The 25,120-nt window shown below is 62.5% G+C and carries 24 protein-coding genes and 1 pseudogene; 24 read left to right on the top strand and 1 reads right to left on the bottom strand.

Going from position 1 to position 25,120, the window contains the following annotated elements:
* Nucleotides 1–468: 468 nt before the first annotated feature.
* The 19 genes and pseudogenes from FEF15_RS13670 (at nt 469) to FEF15_RS13580 (ending at nt 16,052) form a co-directional block, all read left to right on the top strand.
* On the top strand, nt 469–744 hold the full coding sequence (locus tag FEF15_RS13670) for a hypothetical protein (RefSeq protein WP_163559728.1): 276 nt from the start codon (nt 469–471) through the stop codon (nt 742–744).
* A gap of 105 nt (nt 745–849) precedes the next feature.
* The gene (locus FEF15_RS13665; RefSeq protein ID WP_163559727.1) at nt 850–1,383 is read left to right on the top strand and encodes an STY4534 family ICE replication protein; all 534 of its coding nucleotides are present in this window, start codon (nt 850–852) and stop codon (nt 1,381–1,383) included.
* 207 nt (nt 1,384–1,590) lie between these two features.
* On the top strand, nt 1,591–2,235 hold the full coding sequence (locus tag FEF15_RS13660; protein ID WP_163559726.1) for a PilL N-terminal domain-containing protein: 645 nt from the start codon (nt 1,591–1,593) through the stop codon (nt 2,233–2,235).
* Nucleotides 2,228–2,998 carry a type II toxin-antitoxin system HicA family toxin gene (locus FEF15_RS13655; protein WP_163559725.1) on the top strand — a complete coding sequence of 257 codons (771 nt, stop codon included), beginning with the start codon at nt 2,228–2,230 and terminating at the stop codon, nt 2,996–2,998. The genes FEF15_RS13660 and FEF15_RS13655 overlap by 8 nt, the downstream gene beginning before the upstream one ends.
* 19 nt (nt 2,999–3,017) lie before the next feature.
* Entirely contained in the window at nt 3,018–3,761 is a 744-nt protein-coding gene (locus FEF15_RS13650) for a TIGR03759 family integrating conjugative element protein (protein WP_163559724.1), read from the top strand.
* A gap of 14 nt (nt 3,762–3,775) precedes the next feature.
* Nucleotides 3,776–4,345 carry a transglycosylase SLT domain-containing protein gene (locus tag FEF15_RS13645; protein ID WP_163559723.1) on the top strand — a complete coding sequence of 190 codons (570 nt, stop codon included), beginning with the start codon at nt 3,776–3,778 and terminating at the stop codon, nt 4,343–4,345.
* A gap of 14 nt (nt 4,346–4,359) precedes the next feature.
* Nucleotides 4,360–4,941: an integrating conjugative element protein gene (locus FEF15_RS13640; RefSeq protein WP_163559722.1), complete on the top strand. Its 582-nt coding sequence runs from the start codon at nt 4,360–4,362 to the stop codon at nt 4,939–4,941.
* A 9-nt stretch (nt 4,942–4,950) separates the two neighbouring features.
* Nucleotides 4,951–6,996: pseudogene (traD, locus tag FEF15_RS13635) on the top strand (type IV conjugative transfer system coupling protein TraD); the annotation flags it as partial.
* Between the two features lie 190 nt (nt 6,997–7,186).
* Nucleotides 7,187–7,477 carry a hypothetical protein gene (locus FEF15_RS13630; RefSeq protein ID WP_163559720.1) on the top strand — a complete coding sequence of 97 codons (291 nt, stop codon included), beginning with the start codon at nt 7,187–7,189 and terminating at the stop codon, nt 7,475–7,477.
* 1 nt (nt 7,478) lies between these two features.
* Entirely contained in the window at nt 7,479–8,171 is a 693-nt protein-coding gene (locus FEF15_RS13625) for a TIGR03747 family integrating conjugative element membrane protein (RefSeq protein ID WP_163559719.1), read from the top strand.
* A gap of 193 nt (nt 8,172–8,364) precedes the next feature.
* Nucleotides 8,365–8,718, top strand: coding sequence for an RAQPRD family integrative conjugative element protein (locus FEF15_RS13620; protein ID WP_163559718.1), 354 nt, complete (start codon nt 8,365–8,367; stop codon nt 8,716–8,718).
* Nucleotides 8,718–8,933, top strand: coding sequence for a TIGR03758 family integrating conjugative element protein (locus FEF15_RS13615; RefSeq protein ID WP_163559717.1), 216 nt, complete (start codon nt 8,718–8,720; stop codon nt 8,931–8,933). Before FEF15_RS13620 ends, FEF15_RS13615 begins: the two co-directional genes overlap by 1 nt.
* 43 nt (nt 8,934–8,976) lie before the next feature.
* A complete protein-coding gene (locus FEF15_RS13610; protein ID WP_163559716.1) occupies nt 8,977–9,339 on the top strand; it encodes a TIGR03745 family integrating conjugative element membrane protein in 363 nt (120 codons plus the stop codon).
* Nucleotides 9,339–9,722 (top strand): TIGR03750 family conjugal transfer protein, encoded by a 384-nt coding sequence (locus tag FEF15_RS13605; protein WP_163559715.1) that lies wholly within the window; start codon nt 9,339–9,341, stop codon nt 9,720–9,722. The genes FEF15_RS13610 and FEF15_RS13605 overlap by 1 nt, the downstream gene beginning before the upstream one ends.
* Nucleotides 9,719–10,366 (top strand): PFL_4703 family integrating conjugative element protein, encoded by a 648-nt coding sequence (locus FEF15_RS13600; protein WP_163559714.1) that lies wholly within the window; start codon nt 9,719–9,721, stop codon nt 10,364–10,366. Before FEF15_RS13605 ends, FEF15_RS13600 begins: the two co-directional genes overlap by 4 nt.
* The gene (locus tag FEF15_RS13595) at nt 10,363–11,262 is read left to right on the top strand and encodes a TIGR03749 family integrating conjugative element protein (protein ID WP_163559713.1); all 900 of its coding nucleotides are present in this window, start codon (nt 10,363–10,365) and stop codon (nt 11,260–11,262) included. Before FEF15_RS13600 ends, FEF15_RS13595 begins: the two co-directional genes overlap by 4 nt.
* Nucleotides 11,259–12,701, top strand: a complete 1,443-nt coding sequence (locus FEF15_RS13590) for a TIGR03752 family integrating conjugative element protein (protein ID WP_163559712.1) — start codon at nt 11,259–11,261, stop codon at nt 12,699–12,701. Before FEF15_RS13595 ends, FEF15_RS13590 begins: the two co-directional genes overlap by 4 nt.
* A gap of 7 nt (nt 12,702–12,708) precedes the next feature.
* Complete coding sequence (locus FEF15_RS13585; protein WP_163559759.1) at nt 12,709–13,131, top strand: TIGR03751 family conjugal transfer lipoprotein; 423 nt, start codon at nt 12,709–12,711, stop codon at nt 13,129–13,131.
* Nucleotides 13,131–16,052 (top strand): conjugative transfer ATPase, encoded by a 2,922-nt coding sequence (locus FEF15_RS13580; protein WP_163559711.1) that lies wholly within the window; start codon nt 13,131–13,133, stop codon nt 16,050–16,052. The genes FEF15_RS13585 and FEF15_RS13580 overlap by 1 nt, the downstream gene beginning before the upstream one ends.
* A gap of 264 nt (nt 16,053–16,316) precedes the next feature.
* On the opposite strand, the gene FEF15_RS13575 is transcribed toward FEF15_RS13580, so the two are convergent.
* Nucleotides 16,317–17,453: a cell envelope integrity protein TolA gene (locus FEF15_RS13575; protein ID WP_163559710.1), complete on the bottom strand. Its 1,137-nt coding sequence runs from the start codon at nt 17,451–17,453 to the stop codon at nt 16,317–16,319.
* Between the two features lie 921 nt (nt 17,454–18,374).
* On the opposite strand from FEF15_RS13575, the gene FEF15_RS13570 reads away from it, so the two are divergent.
* The 5 genes from FEF15_RS13570 to FEF15_RS13550 form a co-directional block, all read left to right on the top strand.
* Nucleotides 18,375–18,869: a gamma-glutamylcyclotransferase family protein gene (locus FEF15_RS13570; protein WP_163559709.1), complete on the top strand. Its 495-nt coding sequence runs from the start codon at nt 18,375–18,377 to the stop codon at nt 18,867–18,869.
* Nucleotides 18,870–18,981: 112 nt separating this feature from the next.
* Nucleotides 18,982–21,957 carry a TrlF family AAA-like ATPase gene (locus tag FEF15_RS13565; RefSeq protein ID WP_163559708.1) on the top strand — a complete coding sequence of 992 codons (2,976 nt, stop codon included), beginning with the start codon at nt 18,982–18,984 and terminating at the stop codon, nt 21,955–21,957.
* Nucleotides 21,958–22,458: 501 nt separating this feature from the next.
* A complete protein-coding gene (locus FEF15_RS13560) occupies nt 22,459–23,295 on the top strand; it encodes a site-specific integrase (protein WP_205598537.1) in 837 nt (278 codons plus the stop codon).
* Nucleotides 23,288–24,439, top strand: coding sequence for an IS91 family transposase (locus FEF15_RS13555; RefSeq protein WP_205598536.1), 1,152 nt, complete (start codon nt 23,288–23,290; stop codon nt 24,437–24,439). The genes FEF15_RS13560 and FEF15_RS13555 overlap by 8 nt, the downstream gene beginning before the upstream one ends.
* A gap of 342 nt (nt 24,440–24,781) precedes the next feature.
* Nucleotides 24,782–25,120 (top strand): hypothetical protein (locus tag FEF15_RS13550; protein WP_205598535.1); only part of this gene is annotated, 339 nt, incomplete at its 3' end.

Here is a 25,120-nt window from a genome sequence, read left to right as displayed (position 1 = left end):
CAGGGATCTGTGCTTGATTGACCGAATGCGTCCGCGAAGAGATTCGGGTGCCACCGTGAGCGAAGCATGGCAACGAGGGACATGCCTTGGCTCCAGTTGCATGGCGGACATCCTGGTGCTTGTCGGTACGGCGACGACCCTATTGATGCCCTCTATGGTCTTCAATCCCAAGACGTGGCGTGCCGCGTCTTGCGAGTGGGGATATTGAGGAAGTGCTGCCGAGGTGACAGGCAGCCTCCCAGTAGGCAAGTGCCGCCGCTGGCGGCCCGGTGGTCTCGACCGGCTCCAACCGAGACACCCCAGGCACCCAGGCGTTTCAAGGGTGCGCCGCTTGGCGGTACGCCACCTCCCAAGGCCTCGCGCATCCCGAAACGAGGCCGCCCATCAGGGCTGGATGCCACTGCTACCACCCATTCGGGGAGATGCCTCCCCAGGGGGCGGACCCCCTGGAACCTGGAGGAATGCCCCATGGCCACGATTGTCGACGACCGTGTCATGGTCTGTGACGACTGCCTGATGATCATCGCCAATGACGATGCCACCGGGCTGGATCACTTCCTGGATGAAGAGAGCGCCGCCGCCCGCGAGCGGGAGGTGCGTCACTCCATCGCCGCAGCGCAGCGCAACGGGAACTTCCTCGTCGTTGGCGATAGCGAGCAAGACGAAGCGTTCTCGACATCATCCTGCGACTGCTGCCATACCAACCTGGCGGGCTCTCGGCACCACTGCGTGCTGATGGGCTGAGCCAGCGCCTGAATCCACCCCTTGCCCACCCGGGAAGCCATTCGACTTCCCAGAGGGGGCGAGTGTCTCCCGGGCGCAAACTGCAACCCACCGAGGAGACACACCATGACGGACACCACTCACCAGAGTGCCACTACTGGCTTCTTCGATCTGCATATCACTGGCCTTGGCTATCTCAACCGCATCCGGGAGGTAAAGCCGAAGCGTGGAGACGCGTTCTGGGCATGCGATATCGCGGCCCTGAATGGCCCCGCAGACGATGTGGGCTACACCCGCTTCGACTGTCGGATCAGCGGCCGTGAGGCCGAAGCGCTCGTCAAACGCTGCCGTCAGGCGGTGTATCAGGGCCGCAAAGTGCTGGTGGGCTTCAAGCTGGGCGATCTCTGGACGGACACCTTCGTCTTCTCCAGAGGCGACAAGGCTGGCCAGACCGGCGTCAGTCTCAAGGCGCGCCTGCTGTTCATCAGCTGGATCAAGGTGAACGGCGAGATGGTTTACCAGGCGCCCCGCCGCGACGATCAGGGTGCCAGCAACGACAGATCCGCTGCCTCAGCGGAGCCGCCTGAAGCAGGCAACGGCTACGCCGCTGCCCACGCTGGAGAAGCGGCCGGCTCCTTCGATTCGCCGGCCATGCACTGATCCACAGCGCTTCGATCAACCTCACCCTGGCGGGAATGACCCCGCCACGTCATGCCCCTGCATTGACGATCGTCAACCCGCGAAGAACGCCCCACCCCGGGGCGTTTTTCCTTCCCCCGCCTGATTACGCTTTCCAATCGACCCGCCCCCGCAAACCCGAGAACCTCCTGCCTCAACGCCATTGAATGGACTCCCTTGAGGCAACGCATGATCAACCTTCCCACTCTCTCGACCGCTGCGCTGATCGCCACCACGCTGCTGGCAGGCTGTGCCCATCAGCCTCAACAGACTCCCGAACCATCGAACGCCGACTCTCTGGTGCTCTCGCTGCCGTACTTCGACGTAGACGGCGAGCGGCATCGGGCAGTGATCACCGGCCTCAACCCGCCGACAACCGAGGCCGTGACACCGGACATCTATAGCGACGAGCTGCCTTCCGTCGAGGTGATTCGCACCGGGCGCTACCAGCTGGTGGCGACTCAAGCCTCGCTGGGCCAGCGCCACCTCATGGAGCAGACCATTGACGTGCGTATTCCCGCTTCCATGACCACCACCGTGGAAGACGCGCTGCATCACACCCTGCGCTATACCGGCTACTCGCTATGTCCGGCACCCGGTCCCGCTCAGCGCACCCTCTATCGTAAGCCGCTACCGGCGGCCCACTACCGGCTGGGCCCCATGCCGCTGCGCGAGGCCCTGCAGGTGCTGGGCGGCGATGCCTGGGAGCTGGAGGTCGACCCGGTGGCAAGAGAGGTCTGCTATCAGGTGCGGGATATCCGCTACGTGCCTGGCCATGACGACGACAGCCGTGACGAGAGCAGCGTGACGGTGGCGGAGGTGAGCGATGAGTGAGCCCACTGAGCTGTCGCCCGACCACAAGCCGATTGGTCCTGCCTCCTCTGCGAAGCACCGCGGTAAGCGAGGAGCAGGGAAGGGCGGCAGGAAGGCCCTCTATGGCCTGCTGGCGGTCAGCCTGGTCGGCGCTGTGGTGTCAGGGGCCCTGCTGTTGAGACCGGCTCCCGACGAGGTGGCGGCGGAATCCCTGGTGCAGTCCCAGGTGCAGCGGGCGGTGGTGCCCCTAGAGGAGGTACTGGCTCGGGTAGAGTCCCAACAGGCCACTCTGGAGCAGCGCCTGACGGACCTGGATCAGCGCCTCGAACTGGCCGAGCAGCGAGTTAAGGAAAGCGCTGCCGGCATCGCTGCCAAGCAAGCTCAGCTGGAGCAGCTCGAGCCCCGCCTCGCTGGGCTGGCCGAGGAGCTGAGCCGCCTGGATAGCGAGCTTAACCTGCGCGTCACCGCCCAGAACGAGCAGATCCAGACGCTGAGCGAGCGCCTCGAGCAGAACCAGCGTCAGCAGGCCGCGCCACGCCCGGCACCTGCAAGCCAGGCGCCGCGGTCAGCGGCCCCGCCGTCTCCTCCGTTCCAGGTCACCGGCGTCGAGTCCCGCGGTGGCCACCCCTATGTGGGCGTGTCACCCAACGGCCTGTCGAGCCTGCGCGACATCCGGCTGCTGGGCGTGGGCGATCGCCAGGATGGCTGGGAGCTGTCGGCGATTCGCGGCTCCCACGTGGTCTTCCGCCACAACGGCCACTCGGTCGACGTACAGATTCCCTGATGCCACCGGAGATCCTGCGATGACATTCATGCAACGCGCTGCCCTGCCTTTGGCGACCGTGGCTATGACGCTGCTGGGGAGCCAGGCCTATGCCCAGTCCATCCCGGAGAGCCGCCCCGATGCCTCCGGCGTGATTCAGGAGGCGCAGCGGATGCTCGAGAGCGAGCGAACTCGCACGCGCACGGAGCAGGCCGAGGCCTGGAGGCTGACCGAGCGTGATTGGGAGCGTTATGAGTCGCTGATGGAGGGGCCTCGGGGGATCTGGTCGCCCAACTTGGATCCCATCACCGCACTCGGCGTCGAGGCACGCAGCGCCGAGGAGCGCCGCCGCTATGCGGAGCTGCTGGTGGAGGTGGAGCGCGCTCGCACCGAGCGTGAGCTGGCCTTCCAGCGCGCCTACGACGAGGCCTGGCAGCGCCTCTACCCCGATGAGATGCCCGTGGATGAGTTCACCCTGCGGCCGCGCTCGGCATTTCACTTTACCGATGAGGGCGCACTACAGGCCCGCCTGACGGTGTACGTGGCGGCCGAGGAGTGCGAGCGCTGTGACAGCACCGTCAGCGAGCTGATGGCACAGGGCGCCCAGATGGACATCTTCGTGCTCGACAGTGACGGCGACGACGCGGTGATACGCGACTGGGCGCGTCGAGTGGGCGTGCCGGCTGACCGCGTGCGGGCAAGAAATATCACCCTCAACCACGGCCAGCCGGACCCCGAGCGCGGCATTGCCGCGAGGTCACTGCCCCAGGTCTATCCCAGGTGAGGGAGGGGGTAGGCATGAGGCTGAAGCATTGGATGGGGAGTATGGCGATTGGCCTGGCAGTGCTGTCATCGCCGGCTACGGCATCACCGGTGCCGCCGGCCTACTTCGATGCCGCCAGCCTGCATCAGGTCCCGCCCGAAGTGCTCTACGCGGTGGCCACCGCGGAATCGGTGGTCAGCTTGAAGGCGGGGCGCCGGCCCTGGCCATGGACCCTGAACGTGGCGGGGGAGGGCTCTCATTTCGCGACCCGCCAGGCGGCCTGCGAGGCGCTGACGTTGGCCCTGCAGGAGACCCGCGTCGTGGACGTGGGAATCACCCAGCTTAATGTGCGCTGGCAGCCTCAGCTGTTTGGTGCCGGCAAGCGCTTTACTCAACCCTGCGATGCCCTGGATCCCTACGCCAACCTGGAGGAAGCGGCGCGCCTGCTGCGCGGCCACTTTGATGCCACCGGCGACTGGGTGCAGGCGGCCGGGCGCTACCACCGTCCCGCCGGCGGGGAGCCGGCGGCCCGCTATCGCCGCATCGTCGCCGCTGAGCTCGAGCGGCTGAGAACGTCTCGCCAGCGGCAGCTGGCAGCCAACTGAGGGAGATTCGACTGATGCTGCAGCGTGAATGCTATCGCCGAGTACTGTACGCCGTGACGGGGCTCGGACTGGTTCTCGGGCTCGCCGCAGCCAGTGCCCAGGCGGAGACGATCCCCCGGATGTCCCTGGCCGAGCGCCCTGCTCTGGAGGTGCTCGCCGACCATGGCGGGGAGCCAGCCCGCCCCTACTTCGTTGCCATCGGCATGGCCGACGTGCCGGAGGAGGAGGGCTATGCGCCGGATCCGCGTGCGCCGGTGCCGTTCAGCGAGGCGGATATGCTGCCGGTCAGCAGTGAGCGGCTGTCGCCCGGCGAGGTGCGCTTTCGCCCGCTGGAGCTACCGAGCCGCATGACGCCCTTCTTCCTGGTCGGGGATGATGCACTGTCGCTGCGCTGGCTGGAGGCCCGCGGAGAGATCCTGCGCGAGCTCAACGCGGTGGGGCTGATCGTCGAGGTGGCCACGCCCGAGGGGCTTGAGCGCCTGCGCGAGGCGGCGCCGGGGCTCGAGCTGCGACCCACGCCGGGGGACGACCTGGCCCAGCGGCTGGGCCTGGCCCACTACCCGGTGCTGGTGACCGCCCAAGGGCTGGAGCAATAGGAGCGTGCGATGAACCAGACACACCCCCTGGAGGCGCTGCTGCGCCCGGCGGTAGAGCTCAACACCGCCCTGGTCTGCCTGGCCTGTGCGGTGCTCTGCATCATGGCGCCCTGGTCCCTGGCCCTGTCGCCGAGCGTGGGTTACGGCATGGCGGCGGGCTTTTCTGCCTTCGGGCTGTGGCGTGCCCGGCAAGCCTGGGTGGTGCTGTGCTACCGTCGCAACATGAAGCGCCTGCCGCGCTTCGCGCTGCGCAGCCTGCAGATTCCGGTCAGCCAGCGGCTGCTGTGGATGGGCAAGGGCTTCAAGTGGGAGGCGCGCCACACCCAGCGGCTGCATGAGAGCCAGCAGCCTCACGTGCAGCGCTATCTGCGCCCAGGGCCGGCCTACCGCGTGGCCCGTGAACTGGAGAATCGGCTGGAACGCTATGGGGCCGGTCGGCCGCTGGTGAAGCTGCTCGCCGCCGATGTGCCCTGGAACCCGGTGCGCCCGCTGCCGCCTGTGGGCGGCATGGCGGCACTGCATGCCGTGGAGTGGAAGGAGCGCGACGTCTACCTGCCCCTGGGCGAGCGGGTCGGCCACACCCTGGTAGAGGGCACGACCCGGGTGGGCAAGACCCGGCTCGCCGAGATCCTGATCACTCAGGACATCCATCGCGGCGACGTGGTGATCGCCTTCGACCCCAAGGGCGATGCCGACCTGATGATCCGCATGTATGCCGAGGCGCAGCGGGCGGGCCGCGGCGACGCCTTCTACGTCTTCCACCTGGGCTGGCCGGATATCTCGGCACGCTACAACGCCGTGGGCCGCTTCGGGCGCATCTCCGAGGTGGCCACCCGGCTCGCCGGCCAGCTCTCCGGGGAGGGCAACAGCGCCGCCTTCCGCGAGTTCGCCTGGCGTTTCGTCAACATCGTGGCCCGGGCCCGTCATGCCCTGGGGCAGCGCCCCACCTATGAGCAGATCCTCTCGGACGTGGTGAACATCGACGGGCTGATGATCGAGTACGCCCAGCAGACCCTGACCCGCCACGACCAGCACGCCTGGGAGCGCATCACCACCATCGAGGGCAAGCTCAACGACAAGAACATCCCCCGCCAGTTTCAAGGGCGCGACAAGCGGGTAGTGGCGATCGAGCAGTACCTGCAGCAGGTCAAGGTGGTGGATGCCGTGCTCGAGGGGCTGCGCAGCGCCGTGCGTTACGACAAGACCTACTTCGACAAGATCGTGGCCTCCCTCCTGCCGCTGCTGGAGAAGCTGACCACCGGGCGTATCGCCGAGCTGCTCTCGCCGGACTACGACGACATCGAAGACCCCAGGCCGATCATCGACTGGCAGCAGATCATCCGGAAGCGCGGCATCGTCTACGTGGGCCTGGATGCCATGAGCGACTTCGAGGTGGCCCAGGCGGTGGGCAACTCCATGTTCGCCGACCTGGTCTCGGTGGCTGGGCATATCTACAAGCACGGCATCGACGACGGCCTGCCGGCGGTGAACGGCAAGCGCATGGGCAAGGTGCCGATCAACTTGCACTGCGACGAGTTCAACGAGCTGATGGGCGACGAGTTCATCCCGCTCATCAACAAGGGCGGCGGCGCCGGCATCCAGGTCACCGCCTACACCCAGACCCTCTCCGACATCGAGGCGCGGATCGGCAATGCCGCCAAGGCCGGCCAGGTGGTCGGCAACTTCAACAACCTGGTCATGCTGCGGGTGCGCGAGGAGAAGACCGCCGAGCTGCTGACCCGGCAGCTGCGCCAGGTCAACGTGGCCAGCCGCATGCTGGTCAGCATGGCCTCCGACTCCAGCGACATCGCCAACGATATCGACTTCACCAGCTCCGGCGGCGACCGCATCAGCACCGTGCAGGTGCCGATGATCGAGCCGGCGGACGTGGTCTCACTGCCCAAGGGGCAGGCCTTTGCCCTGCTCGAGGGCGGCCAGCTCTGGAAGGTACGCATGCCGCTGCCGCTGGCCGATAAGCACGAGGACATTCCCGGCAGCATCGCCGAGCTGGCCGAGCGCATGAAGCGCGACTACACCACCGGCGAGCAGTGGTGGACCGCGGTGATGCCGCCGCCGGTGAACCTGGAGCTGGGCGATCTGGGGGCTGAACTCTCGGTGCGGGGAAGCGATGCCCAGGTGCCGCCGCGTGTGCCGGAGGAAGCGAACAGAGCGCTCCGGCAGGGGGAAGAGGCCGAGGATCAGCTGCTCGACGAGTGGCCGCTGGCTCAAGAGATGGAGAACCGCGATGATCATCGAGACAACGCCCATGACGCCTGATACCGCGGCAACCGCTATCGTCTCCAGTGTCTCCCTGGAGAGCGGCTCCCTGAGTGAACTGCCTCAGGCCCTGTTCGGGCTGCTCGACTACGTGGTCATCGGGATCGACCGCGTCGAGCTGACCCAGCGCGCCTATCGCAAGGGGCTCTCGCCGGTGTGGGAGCAGGGCGAGCACCCCCATGAGGGGCGGCTGATTCTGCACTACCACGACCGCCGCTGGTCGCTGCTCTGCTCGCTGACACCGGTGAGGGTGCACTGAGATGGCCACGACAGAGGGCGCCCAGGAAACGCGACGCGGCTGGATGGCCACGCTGTTCGGTCTGCCGTTTCAGATCATGGCGGTGCTGGTGGTCTCGCTGTTGATGTCGGTGCTGATCGAATGGGCGGGGATCTACTGGCAGTGGTGGAGCCAGCCCGGGGCCCAGCATGCCCTGGAGACCCTGGAAGCGGAGGTGGCCCGGCTGGATACCACCTTCACCCGCTCGCTGCTGGTCTCGGACCCGGTCGCCCTGGCGACGGGGGCGGTCAGCAGCGCCTACGACTGGCTGTTCGTGAAGAGCGGGATATCGGCCTGGCTCGAGACCAGCGCCCATCACGGCGGCTGGCTCGGCACCCTGCACGTCTACGTGCAGGCGGCGCTCTACGTCACGCTGATGACCTTGACCCGGGTGGTCATCCTGCTGCTGACCTCGCCGCTCTTCGCCCTGGCGGCCCTGGTGGGCTTCGTCGATGGCCTGGTGCGGCGTGACCTGCGCCGCTTCGGCGCGGGGCGCGAGTCCGCCTTCATCTACCACCATGCCAAGCGGGCCATCACGCCGGTCTTCGTGGTGGGCTGGCTGCTCTACCTGAGCGTGCCCTTTGCCATTCACCCCAACGCCTTCCTGCTGCCCTGCGCGGCACTCTTTGGCCTGCTGGTCAGCATCGCCACGGGGAGCTTCAAGAAGTACCTCTGAGGCATCCCAGCAGGGCCACAGCCACCGGCCGGAGCTTGGCTGAACGCCGGTATTTCCGTGTCTGTTTCAGCGTCATTTACGGCGGACTGGCACAGATAAACGTCGTGTGCGGCTCTTATGGTTTCCTGCTGCACAGCACCCTGGCAGGCGACAGGATGACGGCAATCCCAGCCAACGGATGGACTGTCTTGCCATGACGCTTCGCCGCTTGCCACGGGCCCTGTCGCCCCTGTTTTTGATGCTGCTGACCGCTCAGTTCGGCGCTACCTATGCCGACGAGCGCGACGGCGTGCGCGATGAAATCGCCCGCCAGGATCTGGCCCTGATCCAGGATCAGTTGGCCCAGATCCAGCGCATCGTGGATCGGCTCGAGAGTCGCGTCGGTGAATTCGACCCCCACACCTCCCGCGTCTTTCTGGACGTGCCGCGTCTGCGCCATGACATCGAAGCGGTGGCCGAGGGCATCGATGAAGTGCTGTCACCTCCGCGTCTTCCCCCTCGTCGGCCGGCGCCGCTTGCCGGGGACTACCTCCGGGAGATGCGCTGATGGAGGCCTTCGCCGCCGGTGCCGGCTTCGATGCGCCACCCCTGGGCACGTTGATTGCCGGGGTGGGCTGCACCGTGGTGCTGCTCTGGGCGTGCTGGAGCGCCATCTCCTCCTACCGAGGCTACGCCAAGGGGCGCGTCAGCGGCGACGACTTCGGCTTTGCCGCCCTGCGCGCCGTCTTCCTGGTCGTGGTGATGTTCTGGATTTTCCTCTGAGGCCGCAGGCCTCGCACTTCCGTCATTCAACAAGGAGCTCGTTATGACTACCGTGCGTTCACTCTTCTCTCGTGCCCGTACCCGGGGCCTCGCCGCGTTGGCTGCCGTAGGGCTGGTCCCTGCTCAGGCCATGGCGCAGGGGCTTCCCACCATGGAGGCGCCGTCCCGGGGCGAAGGGGATGGCCTGCTGACCACCCTGCAGAACTACCTGTTCGATTTCGGCGCCCTGGGCGGCTTGATCCTGGCCACGGTGGCCTTCCTGATCGTCGCCATCGCTGCCATCGCTACCTTCAACGAGGCCCGGGTACGCGGCGAGTGGTCGAAGTTCGGCGTGGTGGTCGTGGTTGGGGTGGTGCTGATCATCGCCATCATCTGGCTGGCCACCAAGGCGGCGGAGATTCTCTGATGGCCAACCGTCTCGACTTTCTGCCGACCCGCCTGAACGCCGCGCCGGTGGTGTTTCGGGGGATGACCGGGCATGAGGTTGGGATGATGGCCCTGGGCGGCCTGGCCGCGGGCCTGCTACCGGGCGCGATCGGTGCCTGGCTGCTGGGGGCCATCGCCATGGTGCCCACCGTGGCCTTCGCCTGTGCCGGCATGGCGCTCTACTTCGGTGGCGCCGTCATGCGGCGGCTGCGTCGCGGCCGTCCCGCCTCCTGGCTCTATCGCAGCCTTCAGTTCCGCCTGGCCCGGCAGGGCATACGCCTGTGGGGCGGCGAGACCCTGATCACCCGCTCCGGCCCCTACTCGCGGCGGCGGATGCGCTACCAGCCGGGAGGACGACCATGAGTCGCTTTCGTCACGCCCTGAGCGCCCGGGATGCCCATATCACCACCCTGCGCCTGGTCATCGTGGTGCTGGCACTGTTGAGTGCCGGCCTGTGGTGGGGCTGGAAGTCGGCTCCGGAGAACCTGACCATCCACAACCCGCCCGACCTGCGCTCCGGCAGCACCCGCGCTTGGTGGGAGGTCGACCCGTCGAGCGTCTACGCCTTCGGGTTCTATGTCTGGCAGCAGATCAACCGCTGGCCCGCCGACGGCCAGACCGACTACCGGCGCAACCTGCAGGCCTACTCGCCCTTTCTCACCCCCTCCTGCCAGCGCTACCTGGATAACGACTACGAGACCCGCAACCGCCGTCAGGAGCTTTCCGGGCGGGTGCGCGGCATCTACGAGATTCCCGGGCGAGGCTATCGTCCCGAAGCCGTGGAGATCCTCAGTCGCGACGCCTGGGTGGTGACCCTGGACATGGCCATCGACGAGCAATACGCCGGCACGCCGGTGCGCGACCTGTTCATTCGCTATCCGCTGCGCATCGTGCGCGCCGACGTGGACCCGCAGCGCAACCCCTGGGGCCTGCAGGTGGACTGTTTCGATGGCATTCCCCAGCGCCTGTCTCTACCAGACGCAGCGAAGCAAGGAGGCTCCTCATGAAACGGATGATACTGTCCTGCCTGGCGAGTGTGGCGCTGGTCGGCGAAGCCATGGCCGTGGAGATCATGCACTGGGAGCGCCGCCCCCTGGAGATACCGCTGCCGGTGGATGAGGAGCGCATCGTCACCCTGGATCGCAACGTGCGCGTGGGGCTGCCGCCGGCCCTGGCCAACCCCGAGGTGCTGCGCGTGCAGAGCACCGGCGGCGTGCTCTACCTGAAGGCCTTTGAGACTTTCGAGACCCAGCGCGTGCGGGTGCAGGACGTGGAGACCGGGGACGTGCTGCTGTTGGACCTCTCGGCCCGCGAGGGAGCCAGCAGCGAGGAGATCCTGGTGGTGGACAGCCGCGAGGCGTCGCCGGCCAGGGCAAGCGCGTCGCGTGCCTCGCCGGGTTCGTCCTCGGGCAGCCGCGGGGCGCAGGCGTCAGAGGCGTCCCGGCCGGCGGCTCAAGCGTCAGGCGGTGAGCCTCAGCGGGCCACCGCCACGCCGGTGCCTGTGCTGCTGACCCGGCATGCGGCCCAGTCCCTCTACGCGCCACAGCGGACCATGGAGCCCCTGCGCGGCGTCTCCCGTGTGCCCATGCGGCTACCTGAGTCCTTGCGCACCCTGCTGCCGTCGCTGCCGGTGACCGCCACACCCCTGGGCGCCTGGCGGCTCAACGGCTGGACGGTCACCGCGGTGAAGCTGGAGAACAACGACCGGCAGCGCGCCTTCGAGCTCGACCCGCGCTGGCTGCAGGGGGACTTCTACTCAGCGACTTTCATGCACCCCTACCTGGCTCCGCGGGGCTCTGTGGAGGACACCACCACGGTATTCCTGGTCACTCGGCGTGGTGGCCTAGACAGGGCTCTGATTCGGCTGGAGGAGACGGATGACGCCGAGGAGGGCACCTCATGACACTGCGCAGCAATACCCTGCTGAAGGTGCTGGTCCCGGCGCTGCTAGTGATCGTGCTGCTGATCGTGGTGCGCGGCCTGAGCGGTGGCGACGCCGGCACGGATGCCGAGACCGCGGAGGCAGACCCGACGCTGACCCTGAGCGACGATGAGCTGCAGGCGCTGGGCATCGAGGGGGATACCCCGCGGGACACCGTGGCCACCCTGGTGGGCCACGTCCAGGCCATGCGTCGCGATCTGGAGCAGGCCCAGGCGGAAACCCAGGCGCTGCGCGACCAGAACGAGCGGCTGATGACCCGCAACCAGGACGTGGACGGTGCCATCGACGAGGCGTTGCGCCGGGAGCGCGAACGGCTGCGTCAGGAGATCGGTCAGTCCCAGCCGGATAGCTCCATGCTGGGCACGATGCAGCGTCAGCTGGACCAGCTGCGCCGCCAGGTGGATGGGCAGCGCGATGATGACCTGCCCATTGGCTTGGGGCTGGAGGGCGGCGGTGGCCCTAACGGGGCGGCCTACTCGGGCCCCGGCTCGGCGCAGGCGCTGACCTGGGTCGAGCCCCTGGACGCCCAGGAGGAGGAGCGTGGGCGCGGAGACGCCACCTTCCCGACCCGCTTCGGTGAGGTGGCGGATGAGCTGGACGAGGCGGCCCGGAGCACTTCGAGTGCGGTAGAGAGCCGGGTGACCGGGCGCCCCGATGAATCCACCGTGGAGCCCGTCTACACCCTGCCGGAGAACTCCACCCTGATGGGTTCGGTGGCCATGACGGCGCTGCTGGGCCGGGTGCCGATCGATGGCACGGTTAACGACCCCTATCCGTTCAAGGTAGTGATCGGGCGCGAGAACCTCACCGCCAACGGCGTCACTCTGCCGGAGGTGGAGAGCGCCATCGTCAGCGGCACCGCCACCGGCGACTGGACGCTCTCCTGCGTTCGCGGCCAGGTCAACTCGATGACCTTTGTCTTCGAAGACGGCACCTTGCGTACCCTGCCGGCCCCGGAGGACGTCAATTCCGGAGACAGTTCGGGCCGCACCACCCTCGGCTGGCTCTCCGACCCGCGGGGCCTGCCCTGCATCCCCGGGGATCGCAAGACCAATGCCCAGCAGTTCCTGCTGACCAGCTTCATCCTGGGCGCTGCCGAGGCCGGCGCCGATGCCATGGCCATGAACGAGGTGACCACCAGCGTGGACAGTAGTGGAGTGGTCAGCGGCCTTACCGGCGACTCCGGGCGTTATGCCGCCAGTCAGGCCTTGGCCGGGGGCGTCTCGGACGTGCGTGAGTGGGTGCAGGAGCGCTTCGGCCAGACCTTCGACGCCGTCTATGTGCCGCCGGGGCATCCGGTGGCCATTCATATCGAGCGTGAGCTGCCCATCGACTATGAAACCCAAGGAAGGAGGGTGCGATATGACCGTTCTGGTGCGGGCAACCTCGATTTGCCGTAGCGCCGCCATGCCGCTGGCGGGCTTGATGACCACCCTGGCGCTGGCGGGCTGTGCGACCTCCCAGGAAGAGCTGATGCCGGTGGGCGATACCACCATGAGGGACATCTGGCAGCACCAGGCCGGCCACAGTACCGGCGAACGCCGCCTGTTGGACGTGCGCAGCGAGCTGCGCCGCCCGCTGGAGAGCGACGACATGGTCACGGAGCAGCTGCGCTACAGCCGGGATGTGGGCAACGAGATCTACAGCCAGTTCCGCCGCCTGCCCAACCCGGACCTGGTGATGTACGTCTTCCCCCATCTGGCCGGGACGGAGCAGGTGCCGGTACCCGGCTACTCGACGGTATTTCCCCTCTACCAGCGCATCCAATACGCCATGCCCGGGGAGAGCGCTCGCCCCACCGCGGAGTGGCTCGACGGGAGGGCTCTCTGATGTCCCAGTTCGACGACCTGATGAACCGGCTGTTTGGCAGCGCCAAGGCGGGTGAGGGCGATCAAGGCCAGGTGCTGGATGCCGTGCTATCAGACCGGGATGAGTCCGAAGAGCACAAGACTCAGGCGGCCGAGCCAGAGGGGCTGGTCGCGCTCAGCAGCGACGTGCAGGGCCGGCCGCTGGCTCTGCCCCGGGGCAAGGCACCTTCCGTTGCCGAGCTGCGCTCGCACTTCCGCCGGGCGCCCTCGTTCAGCAACTACTTGCCCTGGGTGGAGTACCTGCCCGGATCGGGCTGCTTCCTCCTCGAGGACGGGGTCTCGGTGGGCGTGGTGGCCGAGATCTTTCCCATTGCCACCGAGGGCCGCGCCCCGGAGTCCCTGGAGGCGATTCGTGACCAGATCGAGGCTGCCTTCCAGGACAGCCTGCCGGAGTATGAGCAGCACCCCTGGGTGGTGCAGCTTTTCGTCAAGGATGAGGTCGACGCTCGCCCCGACCTGGAGCGCATGCGCGACTATGTGCGGCCGCGGGCCCGGGAGACCGAGTTCACCCAGGACTGGCTGGCGAGCATGGGCGCTCACCTCAAGGCCATTTCCAAACCGGGCGGGCTGTTCCAGGATGACGGCGTGACCCAGACCCGCTGGCGGGGCCAGACCCGCCGCACGCGCCTGGTGCTCTACCGCTGGCTCGGCAAGAAGCGCCAGGCGGGGGAACGCCAGCGGGGACTCTCCCCCGAGCAGGCCGCCAATCAGGTCTACGAGCGGCTGGCCGCCGCGCTGCACGGCGCGGGCCTGCGCCTGAAGCGCTATGACGGGCGCGCCTTTCACCGCTGGCTGCTGCCGCGCTTCAATCCGCGGCCGCGACTGGCCCCCGATGACCCGGCGCGCTTCTACGCCCTGTGCGACTACCCCGAGGATGCCAGTGACGTGGCTTGGAACTACGACCTGGCCGAGGGGATGCTCTTCAACTCGCCCCGCGGCGATGTGGAGACCGGACTGTGGTGGTTCGATGGGCTGCCCCAGTGCTGCGTGGTGGTGGAGGAGATGCGCCGGGCGCCGGTGGTAGGGCACCTCACCGGCGAGGTGCGCCGCTCCGATGGCCAGGCGAGCAACGCCCTGATGGACAAGCTGCCCGAGGGCACCGAGGCGGTGCTGACCATTGTAGCGACGCCTCAGGAACCCCTGGAGGACCATATCAACCGCCTGCACAGCAAGGCGGTGGGCGACAGCGTGCTGGCCCGCCAGGTCCGCGAAGACTGCGAGACCGCCCGCCGCTACCTGGGCCAGAACCACAAGCTCTACCAGAGCACCCTGGCGTTTTATCTGATGGGCGACGACGAGCAGGATCTTCAGCAGCGCAGCATGGAGCTGGCCACTCAGCTGCTGCAGGTGAATCTCTCTCCGGTGGATCCGGAGGACGAAGTCGCCGGCCTGAACACCTACCTGCGCTGGCTGCCGATGAACTTCGACCCGGAGCAGGATCGCAAGAATCGCTGGTACACCCAGTTCAACTACGTCCACCACCTGGCCAACCTGGCGCCGGTGTTCGGGCGCGGCCGCGGGACCGGCCACCCCGGCATGACCTTCTTCAACCGTGGCGGTGAGACCTTCAGCTTCGATCCGCTGAACCTCGAGGACCGCTCGGCCAACGCCCACCTGCTGGTGTTCGGCCCTACCGGAGCCGGCAAGTCGGCCACCCTGAACGGTGTGCTGAGCCAGGTCATGGCCATGCACCGCCCGCGACTGTTCATCATCGAGGTGGGCAACAGCTTCGGGCTGCTGGGCCAGTATTTCGAGCGCAAGGGGATGAGCGTCAACCAGGTCAAGCTGTCGCCGGGCTGCGGGGCGAGGCTGCCGCCGTTTGCGGCGGCCACACGGCTTCTGGAAAACGAGGTGGAGGAGCGGCGCCTGGCCCGCGATGTCGAGGACGCCAACCCCTTCGAGGAGGCCCCGCTGGAGGAAGAGGAGGAGCAGCCCGACGAGGAGCGCGACCTGCTGGGCGAGATGGAGATCACCGCCCGGCTGATGATCACCGGCGGCGATCCCAAGGAGGAGCGGGAGTTTCGCCGCGCCGACCGGCGCATGGTGCGTGATGCCATCTACCAGGCGGCGGAGCGCTGCCGGGCAGAAGGCCGCGACTGCATGACCCAGGACGTGCGCGAGGCGCTCTATGCGATCTCACGCGACACGGCGATCCCCGAGGAGCGGCAGCGCCGCGCCTATGACATGGGCGAGGCCATGGGGCTGTTCTGCGACGGCTTCGACGGCGAGGTGTTCAACCGCCCCGGGACTGCCTGGCCGGAGTGCGACGTGACCATCATCGACCTGGCCCACTTCGCTAGAGAAGGCTACGAGGCCCAACTCGCCCTGGCGGTGATCAGCGTGACCGACATGATCACTAACCTGGCCGAGCGGGACCAGTACAGCGGCCGGCCCATCGTCCAGGTCATCGACGAGTGCCACCTGCTCACCGTCAACCCGCTGCTCAGCCCCTACCTGGTCAAGGTGGGCAAGATGGGGCGCAAGCTCTCACACTGGATCTGGATGGCCACCCAGAACCTCGAAGACTTCCCGGACGCAGCCCGTAAGCTGCTCAACATGATCGAGTTTTGGCTGTGCCTCTACATGCCCCCCGACGAGATCGAGCAGGTCAGCCGCTTCAAGGAGCTCACCGCCACCCAGCGCAAGCTGATGGCCTCCGCCACCAAGGTCTCCAAGAAATACACCGAAGGGGTGGTGCTGTCAGGGCGTCTGGAGGCGCTGTTCCGGGTGGTACCGCCCAGCCTCTATCTGGCCCTCGCCGGCACCGAGGGCGAGGAGAAGGCCGAGCGCATGCGGGTGATGCGGGAGTTGGGATGTTCGGAGCTCGAGGCGGCGATCCGCATCGCGCAACGTCTGGATGAGGCACGAGGGATCGTGGAGTGACCCCCAGACCTGACAATTATAGCGCCGTGATGACCGCCAACATTGCGCCTCTGGCAACGCCCCCATCCCCTGATACGACATTTTCTCCATGGTTCTGCTACACAAACCGAAACATTCTTTAGTAGGCTCGATACAAAAGGATGGGCCCCGTGGTACCTCATTTCCCTTACATAGTGTCATGGGCGACAAGGAACATCCCGAGCAACCAGGATGGCGAAACCCGACGCGGCATCGCCTGGCGGTAGCGTGGGGGCACTGCGCGGTTCAGGTTTCACCGTACAGGCCTGCCTGCGTCAGCCGTTCCAGGAAGCGCTGTTTGCGGTGATGCAGGGTGATGAGGTCCCGTAGCCGATGATCGAAGTCGTCGTGGGAGCCCCGATCGTCGGCGATCGCGCGCAGGTCGCGCAGCAGCTGAACGGCCCGCTCGTACCCACGGGGCTGGCGACTGGCAACATGTTCTTGAACCTCCTGCCAGGCGCGCTCACCCAAGGACGCGACCCGAGCGCGGCGTTCCGCCACCAAGCGCTCGGCTTCGGCTTGCTGCTGACGGCGCAGGCGTTCAGCGCGTTCGTGTTCGGCCTGGCGATGGGCGGCGGCGAGTTGCCTGGCCTGGTCACGCAGCTCGACGACACGGCGGCAGGGTGCCGACACGGTTCCGCTCGCCTGTTGGCGGAAACGTCGGCGCAGTTCTACCGGGGCGAGAGGGTCCTGGGCGACCATCCGCTCGAGCCAACGGTTCTTCTCGTCTTCCGGCAAGGCGGCGATGAAGTCCCGAACACCCTCAGGATCCGCTATGGCGTTCTCTCCCCGCCGGGCCGCCACCTTGAGCAGGTGCGGATCGAGGTCCAGGAATTCGCCGAGTGTCTGGAGGCCAGGGGTGAGCGGGGCTATACCGGGCAGCGGTTCTTTAGCATCGTCGTCGATATAGCCGGCTTCTACGGCCCAGAGCCAGCAGACATAGAAGACGCGGTAGTCACCGGCCAGCAGGTCGCTGCGCAGGCTGGCCAGCGGCGCCATCCAGCCGCTGCCATCATCGACGTCATACCAGACCTCTTCGTCTTCATGGTCGATGTCGACTAGCCAGCCCTGTGGTGTGAGGCGTACCGCGAGGATCTCGAGGTCATCCAACGGAAAACGATCGAGCTCTGCTGAGCTCAGTGCGGCCTCGGGGAGGCGGAAGGCGAAGCGTCGGTAGCCCCAGTTGGCGCAGTAGAAGTGCAGATCGAAATACTGCAACAGCAGGTCCGTCGGATCGGCCTTGAGATCGCCCCATTGGTAGTCGTTGGTGAAGCAGGTGGCGGTGATCTGCGCGCGTGTCGAGATGGCGCGCAGTTTCGCCTGCTCGACGGGCGTCAGCAGGCGGTCCACTGTCTGGAATTCGTAGTACTGGTATTCACTCATGACGAAGCCTGGCTGATTGTTCGGGGCATTCTATCGAGATCTTGCCATTGTTGATCATGGCGAGCCTCCGGCTGCGCCTCGCACGATGGCGGTGGCGTAGACAAGGATGCTATGAAAGAAGCCTGATCGTTTCAAAGCACTCGCATGGCGTGCAACGACAGAGGGGTTGAGCAGTTCTGATATCGTGATGTTGGACTGTGGAAGCTGTATTGTAGTCGGGGCTTCAGTCGAGATTGGCACTCATGTCGCGAGCCAAGGGTGGTGTTGGTGATGGCCTCGTAGATGGTGATTGATCGGATTGATGGCAGCTATCGTCCCTAAGCAGCCATGCCGGCAAAGGCAGCAGGCACGTCATCGGTGTTATGCAGCCGGTGGAAATGAAGGTCTTTCCCAGATTATTGACGAGGGGGAATGATGAAAACTTTCCGGAACTTTGTTATGAAACTTTGTCTTTTGCGAACACTATAGGAGGAGTTATGAGTTTGCAGCGAACAATTCTCTTATCCGCCATATTGGTTGCAATGGCAATTTTGCTCTCTCCAATATTACTTCAAGCGTATAAGATGTTTCAGTGTGTTAGTGCGATAGAGAAGGCGGGAGCGGGCTCGCAAGAAGCAAGCAAGGTGACATGTATTCAGTATGTAAACTAATGAGAGTGGTTTTTGGGCGAGGTGCATTTTCCTGATAGGGCACCTTGCGACCCAAAGCCGACATCCCGCAAAAGGCGGCGAGCACGACTATTGTTGATATGTAGCATGCACGATGATTGGTGTTATACTGCCGAGCCATACCTAAATCATTGGGTTTTCAATAGGTTGTCAGTGTTGTTGCGTGCGGTATAACAGTGTTGAACGCGCGTGCGCGTTAAAGTGGAATATTGAGAACGCTATATAATACAACTGTTAACTGTACGGAGGAAGCGTGAAGTATTTCGCTTATGGATCAAATATGTCGCTCCCAAGGTTGAAGGCGAGGGTTCCAAGTGCTGAGCGAATAGGAGTGTTCACTCTTGTTGAGCATACTCTCCGTTTTCACAAGGTAAGCAAGAAAGATGGTTCAGGAAAATGCGATGCGCTATTTACTGGAAATCCTGATGACTACGTAATTGGCGCACTGTTCGAAATATCAAATGACGAAAAAAGCGTACTAGACAGAGCTGAGGGGCTGGGCTACGGCTATGAAGAAAAGCGGATTACGGTAAGTGGTTCCCAATGGAACACCCATGAAGCTGTTACCTACTATGCAACGAACACAGATCCGTCATTGCTGCCTTACTCTTGGTATTTACATCACGTCATAAATGGTGCGAAAGAAACGGGAGTTCCATCTGCGTACCTAGATGCCCTGTCAGCCACAAACAGCCGAGAAGATCCCGATAAGGAAAGAGATGCAAGCGAGCGTGCAACATACAGTTAACAAACGCAGGCACAGCGACGGCTTTTCCGTTGCGGCTTCGCCTTCACTACAAAGCCGCGCGTGCTGCGGGCGTTATATTTAAAGCGACATTAAGAATACTTTTGGAGGAGCGATGATAAGTCGCGGTTCACTGTGGAGACGATGGGAACCTCATATCCATGCTCCAGGCACTGTCCTTAACGATCAATTTAAGGGTGTTGATGCATGGAGTAAATATTTGACTGCTCTTGAAGTGTCAAGCCCAACAATCGAAGCTATCGCTGTTACCGATTACTATTTAGTTGACACATACGAAGAAGTATTGAGTCACAAAGCAGAAGGTAGGTTGCCTAACGTCCAGCTGATTTTTCCAAATATTGAACTTCGATTAGATGTGGCTGCTAAATCCGGGTTTGTAAATCTTCATTTGCTAGTAAGCCCAGATGACCCAGAGCACATTTCTGAAATTCAGAGAATACTAATCCGTTTACAATTCCAAGCACATGGTGACACGTTCGACTGCACACGAAGTGAACTAATTAGACTTGGAAAACGCGCAGATCCATCGATTATAGACGACCATGCTGCGCTAAAATATGGCGTGACACAATTTAAAGTTAATTTTACGCAGCTGCGTGAGGTTTACCAGCAAAGTGACTGGGCTAAGAAAAACATTCTTATTGCTGTAGCTGGAGGAGCAAGTGATGGTACATCCGGTGTCCGTCAAGCTGCAGACACAACTATGCGGCAAGAGATTGAAAAATTCGCCCATATAATTTTCTCTAGCAGTGCAGCCCAAAGGGAATTTTGGCTTGGTCAGCGCAGCGTTTCGATTGACGAGTTAAAGGCGCGGTATGATGGCTGTAAACCATGCCTTCATGGTAGTGACGCGCATCATTTAGAAACCATTGGGCAGCCGACAGCCAATCGATTTTCTTGGATTAAAGGTGGATTGGAGTTCGATTCATTGCGGCAAGCCTGCATTGATCCGGAAGGTCGTGCGTTTGTTGGAGATGAACCACCGCCATCTGCTATACCATCGCAAATCATATCCAACGCATATGTAGCAAACGCGCCTTGGACACAAACCCCTCAGATTCCTCTAAATTCGGGCTTGGTAGCAATCATTGGTGCTCGTGGCTCAGGCAAAACAGCTTTAGCAGATATGATAGCAGCAGGGTGCGATTCCATCACGCGGAGCGCTTGGAGTGGAAGAGGTAACGCCAGTCCGTCTTTCTTAACGCGAGCAAGTCAATACCTAGGGAATGCAACAGTTACACTCTCTTGGGGTGGCGGGGATGAATCAAATCGTGCACTTAACGGAGAAAGCGCTAATAACCACTTTTCTTATCCTCGAGCAAGGTATTTATCACAACAGTTTGTAGAAGAGTTGTGCTCAGCAAGTGGTATATCTGACGGTCTCATTGACGAAATTGAGAGAGTGATCTTGGAGTCACATTCGCTTGATGAGCGTGATGGGGCGATTAATTTTTCGGAATTTCGCGAGAATAAAACAAGTAGATTCCGGCAGGCTCGTAGCCGAGAGGCTGAGGCTATTGCTGACCTTTCTGAGCGGATTTCTACCGAGCTAGAAAAAGAGCGGTTGGTAGATACTCTCTCCAAACAAGTTGTTCAAAAGGAAGCGCTCATTCGGAATTATAATACCGACCTTGCGAAGCTTGTTGTTAAGGGGACTGAATCTCAGGTAAAACGTCATGCAGAGCTTAGTGAAGCGGTACAATTTGTGAGAGGGAGGATTCAGGCTTTTACTAATCAGCGCAGGACCTTCGTAGCGATGCAGGATGAGGTGTCCAGCACCCGAGAGACAAAGGCACCCGAACTTCTTCGTCAAGTTAGAGAAAGACATAACCTAAGTGGGCTTAACGATCAACAATGGAACGAATTTCTGCTTGTATATAAAGGAAATGTAGACGAGAGCCTTGCTGGGTACATTAAATGGGCGGATAACCATATTTCTGAACTTAGCGGAAAGCCCATTGCCATAGGTGATCCAAATACACCATACATTTCTGATGATGTTGACCTAAACACTCAAAGTTTGGCAATAATCGTTGCAGAGATGACAAGATTGGAAGCGCTTTTCAGTGCCGATAAAATAGTTCGAGATCAATATGCCGCGCTTACTAAAAGAATTGCACAAGAGAATACCGCCCTCAAGTCACTAGAAGAAAAGCTCACAGATGCTCGTGGTGCTGCAGATCGAAGAAAGGAACTTCAAGCTGAACGTGATAGCGCATATAAAAGACTTTTTGAGGCAATCATAACTGAGCAGACTGCTCTTGCGGATCTGTATGCGCCACTAATGCAGCGGCTTTCAGCATCCTCCGGTACGTTAGGTAGACTTGGGTTTTATGTTAGACGTATTGTTGATGTAGACAGATGGGGAGAGTTTGCTGAAGAGCACCTTCTTGATCGCCGTAAGGCTGGTCCATTTAATGGACGAGGCGCTCTAACATCTCGTGCTAGAGAGATGTTAGAGAGCGCATGGGAAAATGGAAGCGCAATAGATATTCAATCTTCCATTAAGGAATTCGTTTCCACTTACCTGGCCGATATCCTGGCGCATGCACCCTTTAATCCACAGCAACAAGTTGAGTACAAAGAATGGTTGAAAAAGTTTGCTCAGTGGCTTTATGGAACTGATCACATCTCCATTCGATACGAGATTCTTTATGATGGAGTAGATATTCGAAAGCTATCACCAGGGACACGAGGGGTTGTGCTACTACTTCTTTATTTGGCTTTAGATGAGAATGATGATCGTCCACTGATTATTGACCAGCCAGAAGAGAATCTTGATCCGAAATCTGTGAATGATGAGCTGGTTCCGCTTTTTATCGCTGCGAAGGCAAAGCGTCAAGTTATTATGGTTACACATAATGCGAACCTAGTTATTAACACCGATGCGGACCAAATTATTATTGCAGAATCCGGACCGCATCAAGCAGAAGGTCTGCCACCGATCACATATCGAGCGGGTGGATTAGAGAGTGAAGATATTAGAAAGGCTGTTCGAGACATTTTGGAAGGTGGTGAAACTGCTTTTCAGGAGCGTGCTAGACGACTCCGGGTTAGATTGGCACGATGACATCTAGTTAATAAGTGTAACAAGTCCAGGCAGTGGGACATATTTTGCTTCGCTGCGCTCAAAACGCAAAATATGACCCTGCTTGTATCGTTATATCAGGGTTAACTGAATGTCCGTTATTGGCCGAATGAGGAATGTTAGTCCATGCTGATGAACAATGTGCGTCAGATGACGACCCAAAGCCGACAACTGGGCAATGGCTGCGGCCACCTCGATCCATGTTATGCAGCTGCCACGATGGTCTGTGTTATACTGCCTAGCTATACTTAATACATAGGGATTCAATAGGATGCATTGTGTTCGAGCGTGCAACATAACATTGTTAAACGCGCATGCGCGTTTAAGTGAAATATCAGGCACGCGGTCTAATACCTGTTGAACTAAACCGCTTCGCGGTAGCTGTCGTCGAATCCTGTCCCTCGCCTCATCGAACCACACTGTTCATTGACCCACGAGGGTCAATGAACAGGAGTGACGACGATGACTGCCTTACGACAGACGATGATCGAGGCCATGCGTCAGCATGGCTTCGCGCAACGCACCCACCATACCTACCTGATGGTGATCACGGACTTGGCGCGCTATTTCCACCGTTCGCCAGACACGTTGAGCACCGACGACCTGCAATGCTTCTTCAATCATCTGGTCCAGGAACGTGGTTTGTCCGCCGCCAGCTGCCGCGTCTATCTGCACGGTGTGCGGTTCCTGTACCTCCAGGTGTTGCACTGGCCGTCGGTTGAGGTATCCCCCGTGGTGCCGAAGACACCACAACGGATTCCGGAACTGCTGACCCGCGACGAAGTCCGGCGGATCCTGGCCGCATGCCACAACCCCAAGCATCGCATGATGCTCGAACTGTGCTATGGCTGCGGACTGCGCGTGAGCGAAGTCTGTCACCTGCGGGTCAGCGACATCGACAGCCAGCGTGGCCAGCTGCGTGTCGCGCAGGGCAAGGGCGCGAAGGATCGCATGGTCCTGCTGCCGGCGACCCTGCTCGATCGCTTGCGCGATTACTGGCGTGCCTACCGGCCGCGGACCTGGCTGTTCCCGAGCGCACTGTTCCCGGATCGTGCGCTGCACCCGAGCGCGCCGCAGAAGGCCTTTAGCCAGGCCAAGCGCCAGGCCGGGGTCGAACGGATCGGTGGCATTCACAGCCTGCGCCATGCCTACGCCACGCATGTCCTGGAGCAGGGTATGCCCGTCCATCAGCTTCAACGGCTGCTGGGCCACCGCAGCGTTCAGTCGACGATGCGCTACCTGCACTGGCTGCCGGGCCAGCAGGGGGCGAGCCAGGGTCCCATCGATCTGGTGGCCGGCTTGGAGGTGGGCCATGGCTGAGACCGCCACCCTCCAACAGGCCCTGGCTCGCTTTCTCAACCCGGCCGGCCTGGATCGTCAGCGCCAACGCGTGTGCCATCACCTACTCGCCTGTCGCACCGAGGCGATGGGCGGGACGGTCTTGCAGTGTACGGACTGCGACCACACCCAGCCGCACTACTTCGGCTGTCGCGATCGCCACTGCCCGCAGTGCCAGGGCCGCGCCATGCATCAGTGGGCCGAGCGTCAGCAGGCGAACATCCTGCCAGTGCGCTACTACCACGTCGTGTTCACCTTGCCGCACAGCCTCAACGGCTGGGTCCAGCTTCACCCCGAGGTGATCTACCGACTGCTGTTCCAGAGCGCCTGGCATACCCTCCGATCCTTCGGTCGCGATCCCAAGCGTCTCGGCGGCGAGATGGGCATGAGCGCCGTGCTTCACACCTGGGGCCAGAACCTGAGCCAGCACGTGCACCTGCATTGCCTGGTCCCCGGCGGTGCGCTGGGCGACGATGGCGGCTGGCATGGGGCTCGCAGCCACACCCTGTTCCCGGTCCGGGCCCTGTCGCGCCACTTTCGCGGGCACCTGGTCAGTGCCCTGCGTCAGGCCGCCACTGCCGGCGAACTCCACCGGGTCACCCGGCCCGGTGACGTCGATGACCAGCTCAACACTCTGATGGCCACCGAGTGGGTGGTCTACAGCAAGGACTGTCTCGAACACACCGACACGGTGGTGCGCTACCTGGCGCGCTACACGCGACGGATCGCCATCAGCAACGCCCGCATCCTCGCCGTGGACGACCACCAGGTGACCCTTCGCTACAAGGACTACCGCGACCGTGACCGGCGTAAACAGCTCGTCCTCGATGGCGAGGAGTTCGTGCGCCGCTTCCTGCTCCACGTCCTGCCCAAGGGACTGATGCGGGTCCGACACTACGGCTTTCTGGCCAATCGCTGCCGGCGACGACGCCTGGCACAGATCCGCCAAGCTCTGGCAGTTGTCGAGGTGACACCGGATGCCGGTACGCCTGCCAGTGACCCGGAGCCGGCCTATACCTGCCCCCACTGCGGGCAACCGACACTGCGGGTGAGCGGGACCCTCTCGCCCCGGCGACTCAAACGTAGCCGCCCCCACAACCACAGGGAGCAACGCTATCGAGCATGAGCTGACGCCCTACTCACACAACGGACTCGGCGATCCGGCCCGCTCGCGGGTCGCGGCGGCGCTCGTCCCGGTGATGGATTTTGACCAGCAGGCGCGCTACGTTGGGGCAAATTGGACCCGGAGGGAACTGGGATCATGGCCAACATCACGGCCCGAACGCGTCACAACAGCTCCGACTGCGCGCGACCTGACGTCTCAGGCCGCACACCGGCCAATACAATACCCTATAGAAGCTGTGTAGCAGCCTGATGGGCGGCTTAGTCCAACAGGCATTTATACGCCATGCTCCGCACGGCGAAGAAATGCTGAACAGCTATGTGTCTCGGAAAGCATAGTAGTCATATGAATCTCAGCCCAACATCTTTGGAAAAACTGCGGGAACTAATCAACGAGGAGACCGAATACCGTTCGGGCCCTAAGCTTGTGCAGTTTTTCAACCGTTTCGGCTTCAATGATTCGTATGGCCAAGGTTTCCCGTCCCGGTGGATGTATACCGATCAGCGCCTAGAAGCGATTAATGGAACGCCAGAGCTAGATAAGTGCATTCGGACGGTGTTCAATCCGGCCAATTTCATCGTGAGAATTCCCGAGCTGGATGCGCACATCGCCTCATTTAATCAATTTCTCACCTTCGATAAGTGGAAGGTCGTTCGCGATGGTGCAGAGATTGCTTTTCGGAGG

The sequence above is a fragment of the Halomonas sp. NO4 genome (genome assembly GCF_010994375.1).
In the GTDB taxonomy this organism is placed as follows: Bacteria; Pseudomonadota; Gammaproteobacteria; order Pseudomonadales; family Halomonadaceae; genus Halomonas.
This window is presented reverse-complemented; position numbering and strand designations above follow the sequence as displayed.

Coding starts and splice junctions, on each gene's coding strand:
- FEF15_RS13670 (WP_163559728.1), top strand. CDS start 469: ATGGCCACGATTGTCGACGACCGTGTCATGGTCTGTGACGACTGCCTG.
- FEF15_RS13665 (WP_163559727.1), top strand. CDS start 850: ATGACGGACACCACTCACCAGAGTGCCACTACTGGCTTCTTCGATCTG.
- FEF15_RS13660 (WP_163559726.1), top strand. CDS start 1,591: ATGATCAACCTTCCCACTCTCTCGACCGCTGCGCTGATCGCCACCACG.
- FEF15_RS13655 (WP_163559725.1), top strand. CDS start 2,228: ATGAGTGAGCCCACTGAGCTGTCGCCCGACCACAAGCCGATTGGTCCT.
- FEF15_RS13650 (WP_163559724.1), top strand. CDS start 3,018: ATGACATTCATGCAACGCGCTGCCCTGCCTTTGGCGACCGTGGCTATG.
- FEF15_RS13645 (WP_163559723.1), top strand. CDS start 3,776: ATGAGGCTGAAGCATTGGATGGGGAGTATGGCGATTGGCCTGGCAGTG.
- FEF15_RS13640 (WP_163559722.1), top strand. CDS start 4,360: ATGCTGCAGCGTGAATGCTATCGCCGAGTACTGTACGCCGTGACGGGG.
- FEF15_RS13630 (WP_163559720.1), top strand. CDS start 7,187: ATGATCATCGAGACAACGCCCATGACGCCTGATACCGCGGCAACCGCT.
- FEF15_RS13625 (WP_163559719.1), top strand. CDS start 7,479: ATGGCCACGACAGAGGGCGCCCAGGAAACGCGACGCGGCTGGATGGCC.
- FEF15_RS13620 (WP_163559718.1), top strand. CDS start 8,365: ATGACGCTTCGCCGCTTGCCACGGGCCCTGTCGCCCCTGTTTTTGATG.
- FEF15_RS13615 (WP_163559717.1), top strand. CDS start 8,718: ATGGAGGCCTTCGCCGCCGGTGCCGGCTTCGATGCGCCACCCCTGGGC.
- FEF15_RS13610 (WP_163559716.1), top strand. CDS start 8,977: ATGACTACCGTGCGTTCACTCTTCTCTCGTGCCCGTACCCGGGGCCTC.
- FEF15_RS13605 (WP_163559715.1), top strand. CDS start 9,339: ATGGCCAACCGTCTCGACTTTCTGCCGACCCGCCTGAACGCCGCGCCG.
- FEF15_RS13600 (WP_163559714.1), top strand. CDS start 9,719: ATGAGTCGCTTTCGTCACGCCCTGAGCGCCCGGGATGCCCATATCACC.
- FEF15_RS13595 (WP_163559713.1), top strand. CDS start 10,363: ATGAAACGGATGATACTGTCCTGCCTGGCGAGTGTGGCGCTGGTCGGC.
- FEF15_RS13590 (WP_163559712.1), top strand. CDS start 11,259: ATGACACTGCGCAGCAATACCCTGCTGAAGGTGCTGGTCCCGGCGCTG.
- FEF15_RS13585 (WP_163559759.1), top strand. CDS start 12,709: ATGCCGCTGGCGGGCTTGATGACCACCCTGGCGCTGGCGGGCTGTGCG.
- FEF15_RS13580 (WP_163559711.1), top strand. CDS start 13,131: ATGTCCCAGTTCGACGACCTGATGAACCGGCTGTTTGGCAGCGCCAAG.
- FEF15_RS13575 (WP_163559710.1), bottom strand. CDS start 17,453: ATGAGTGAATACCAGTACTACGAATTCCAGACAGTGGACCGCCTGCTG.
- FEF15_RS13565 (WP_163559708.1), top strand. CDS start 18,982: ATGATAAGTCGCGGTTCACTGTGGAGACGATGGGAACCTCATATCCAT.
- FEF15_RS13560 (WP_205598537.1), top strand. CDS start 22,459: ATGATCGAGGCCATGCGTCAGCATGGCTTCGCGCAACGCACCCACCAT.
- FEF15_RS13555 (WP_205598536.1), top strand. CDS start 23,288: ATGGCTGAGACCGCCACCCTCCAACAGGCCCTGGCTCGCTTTCTCAAC.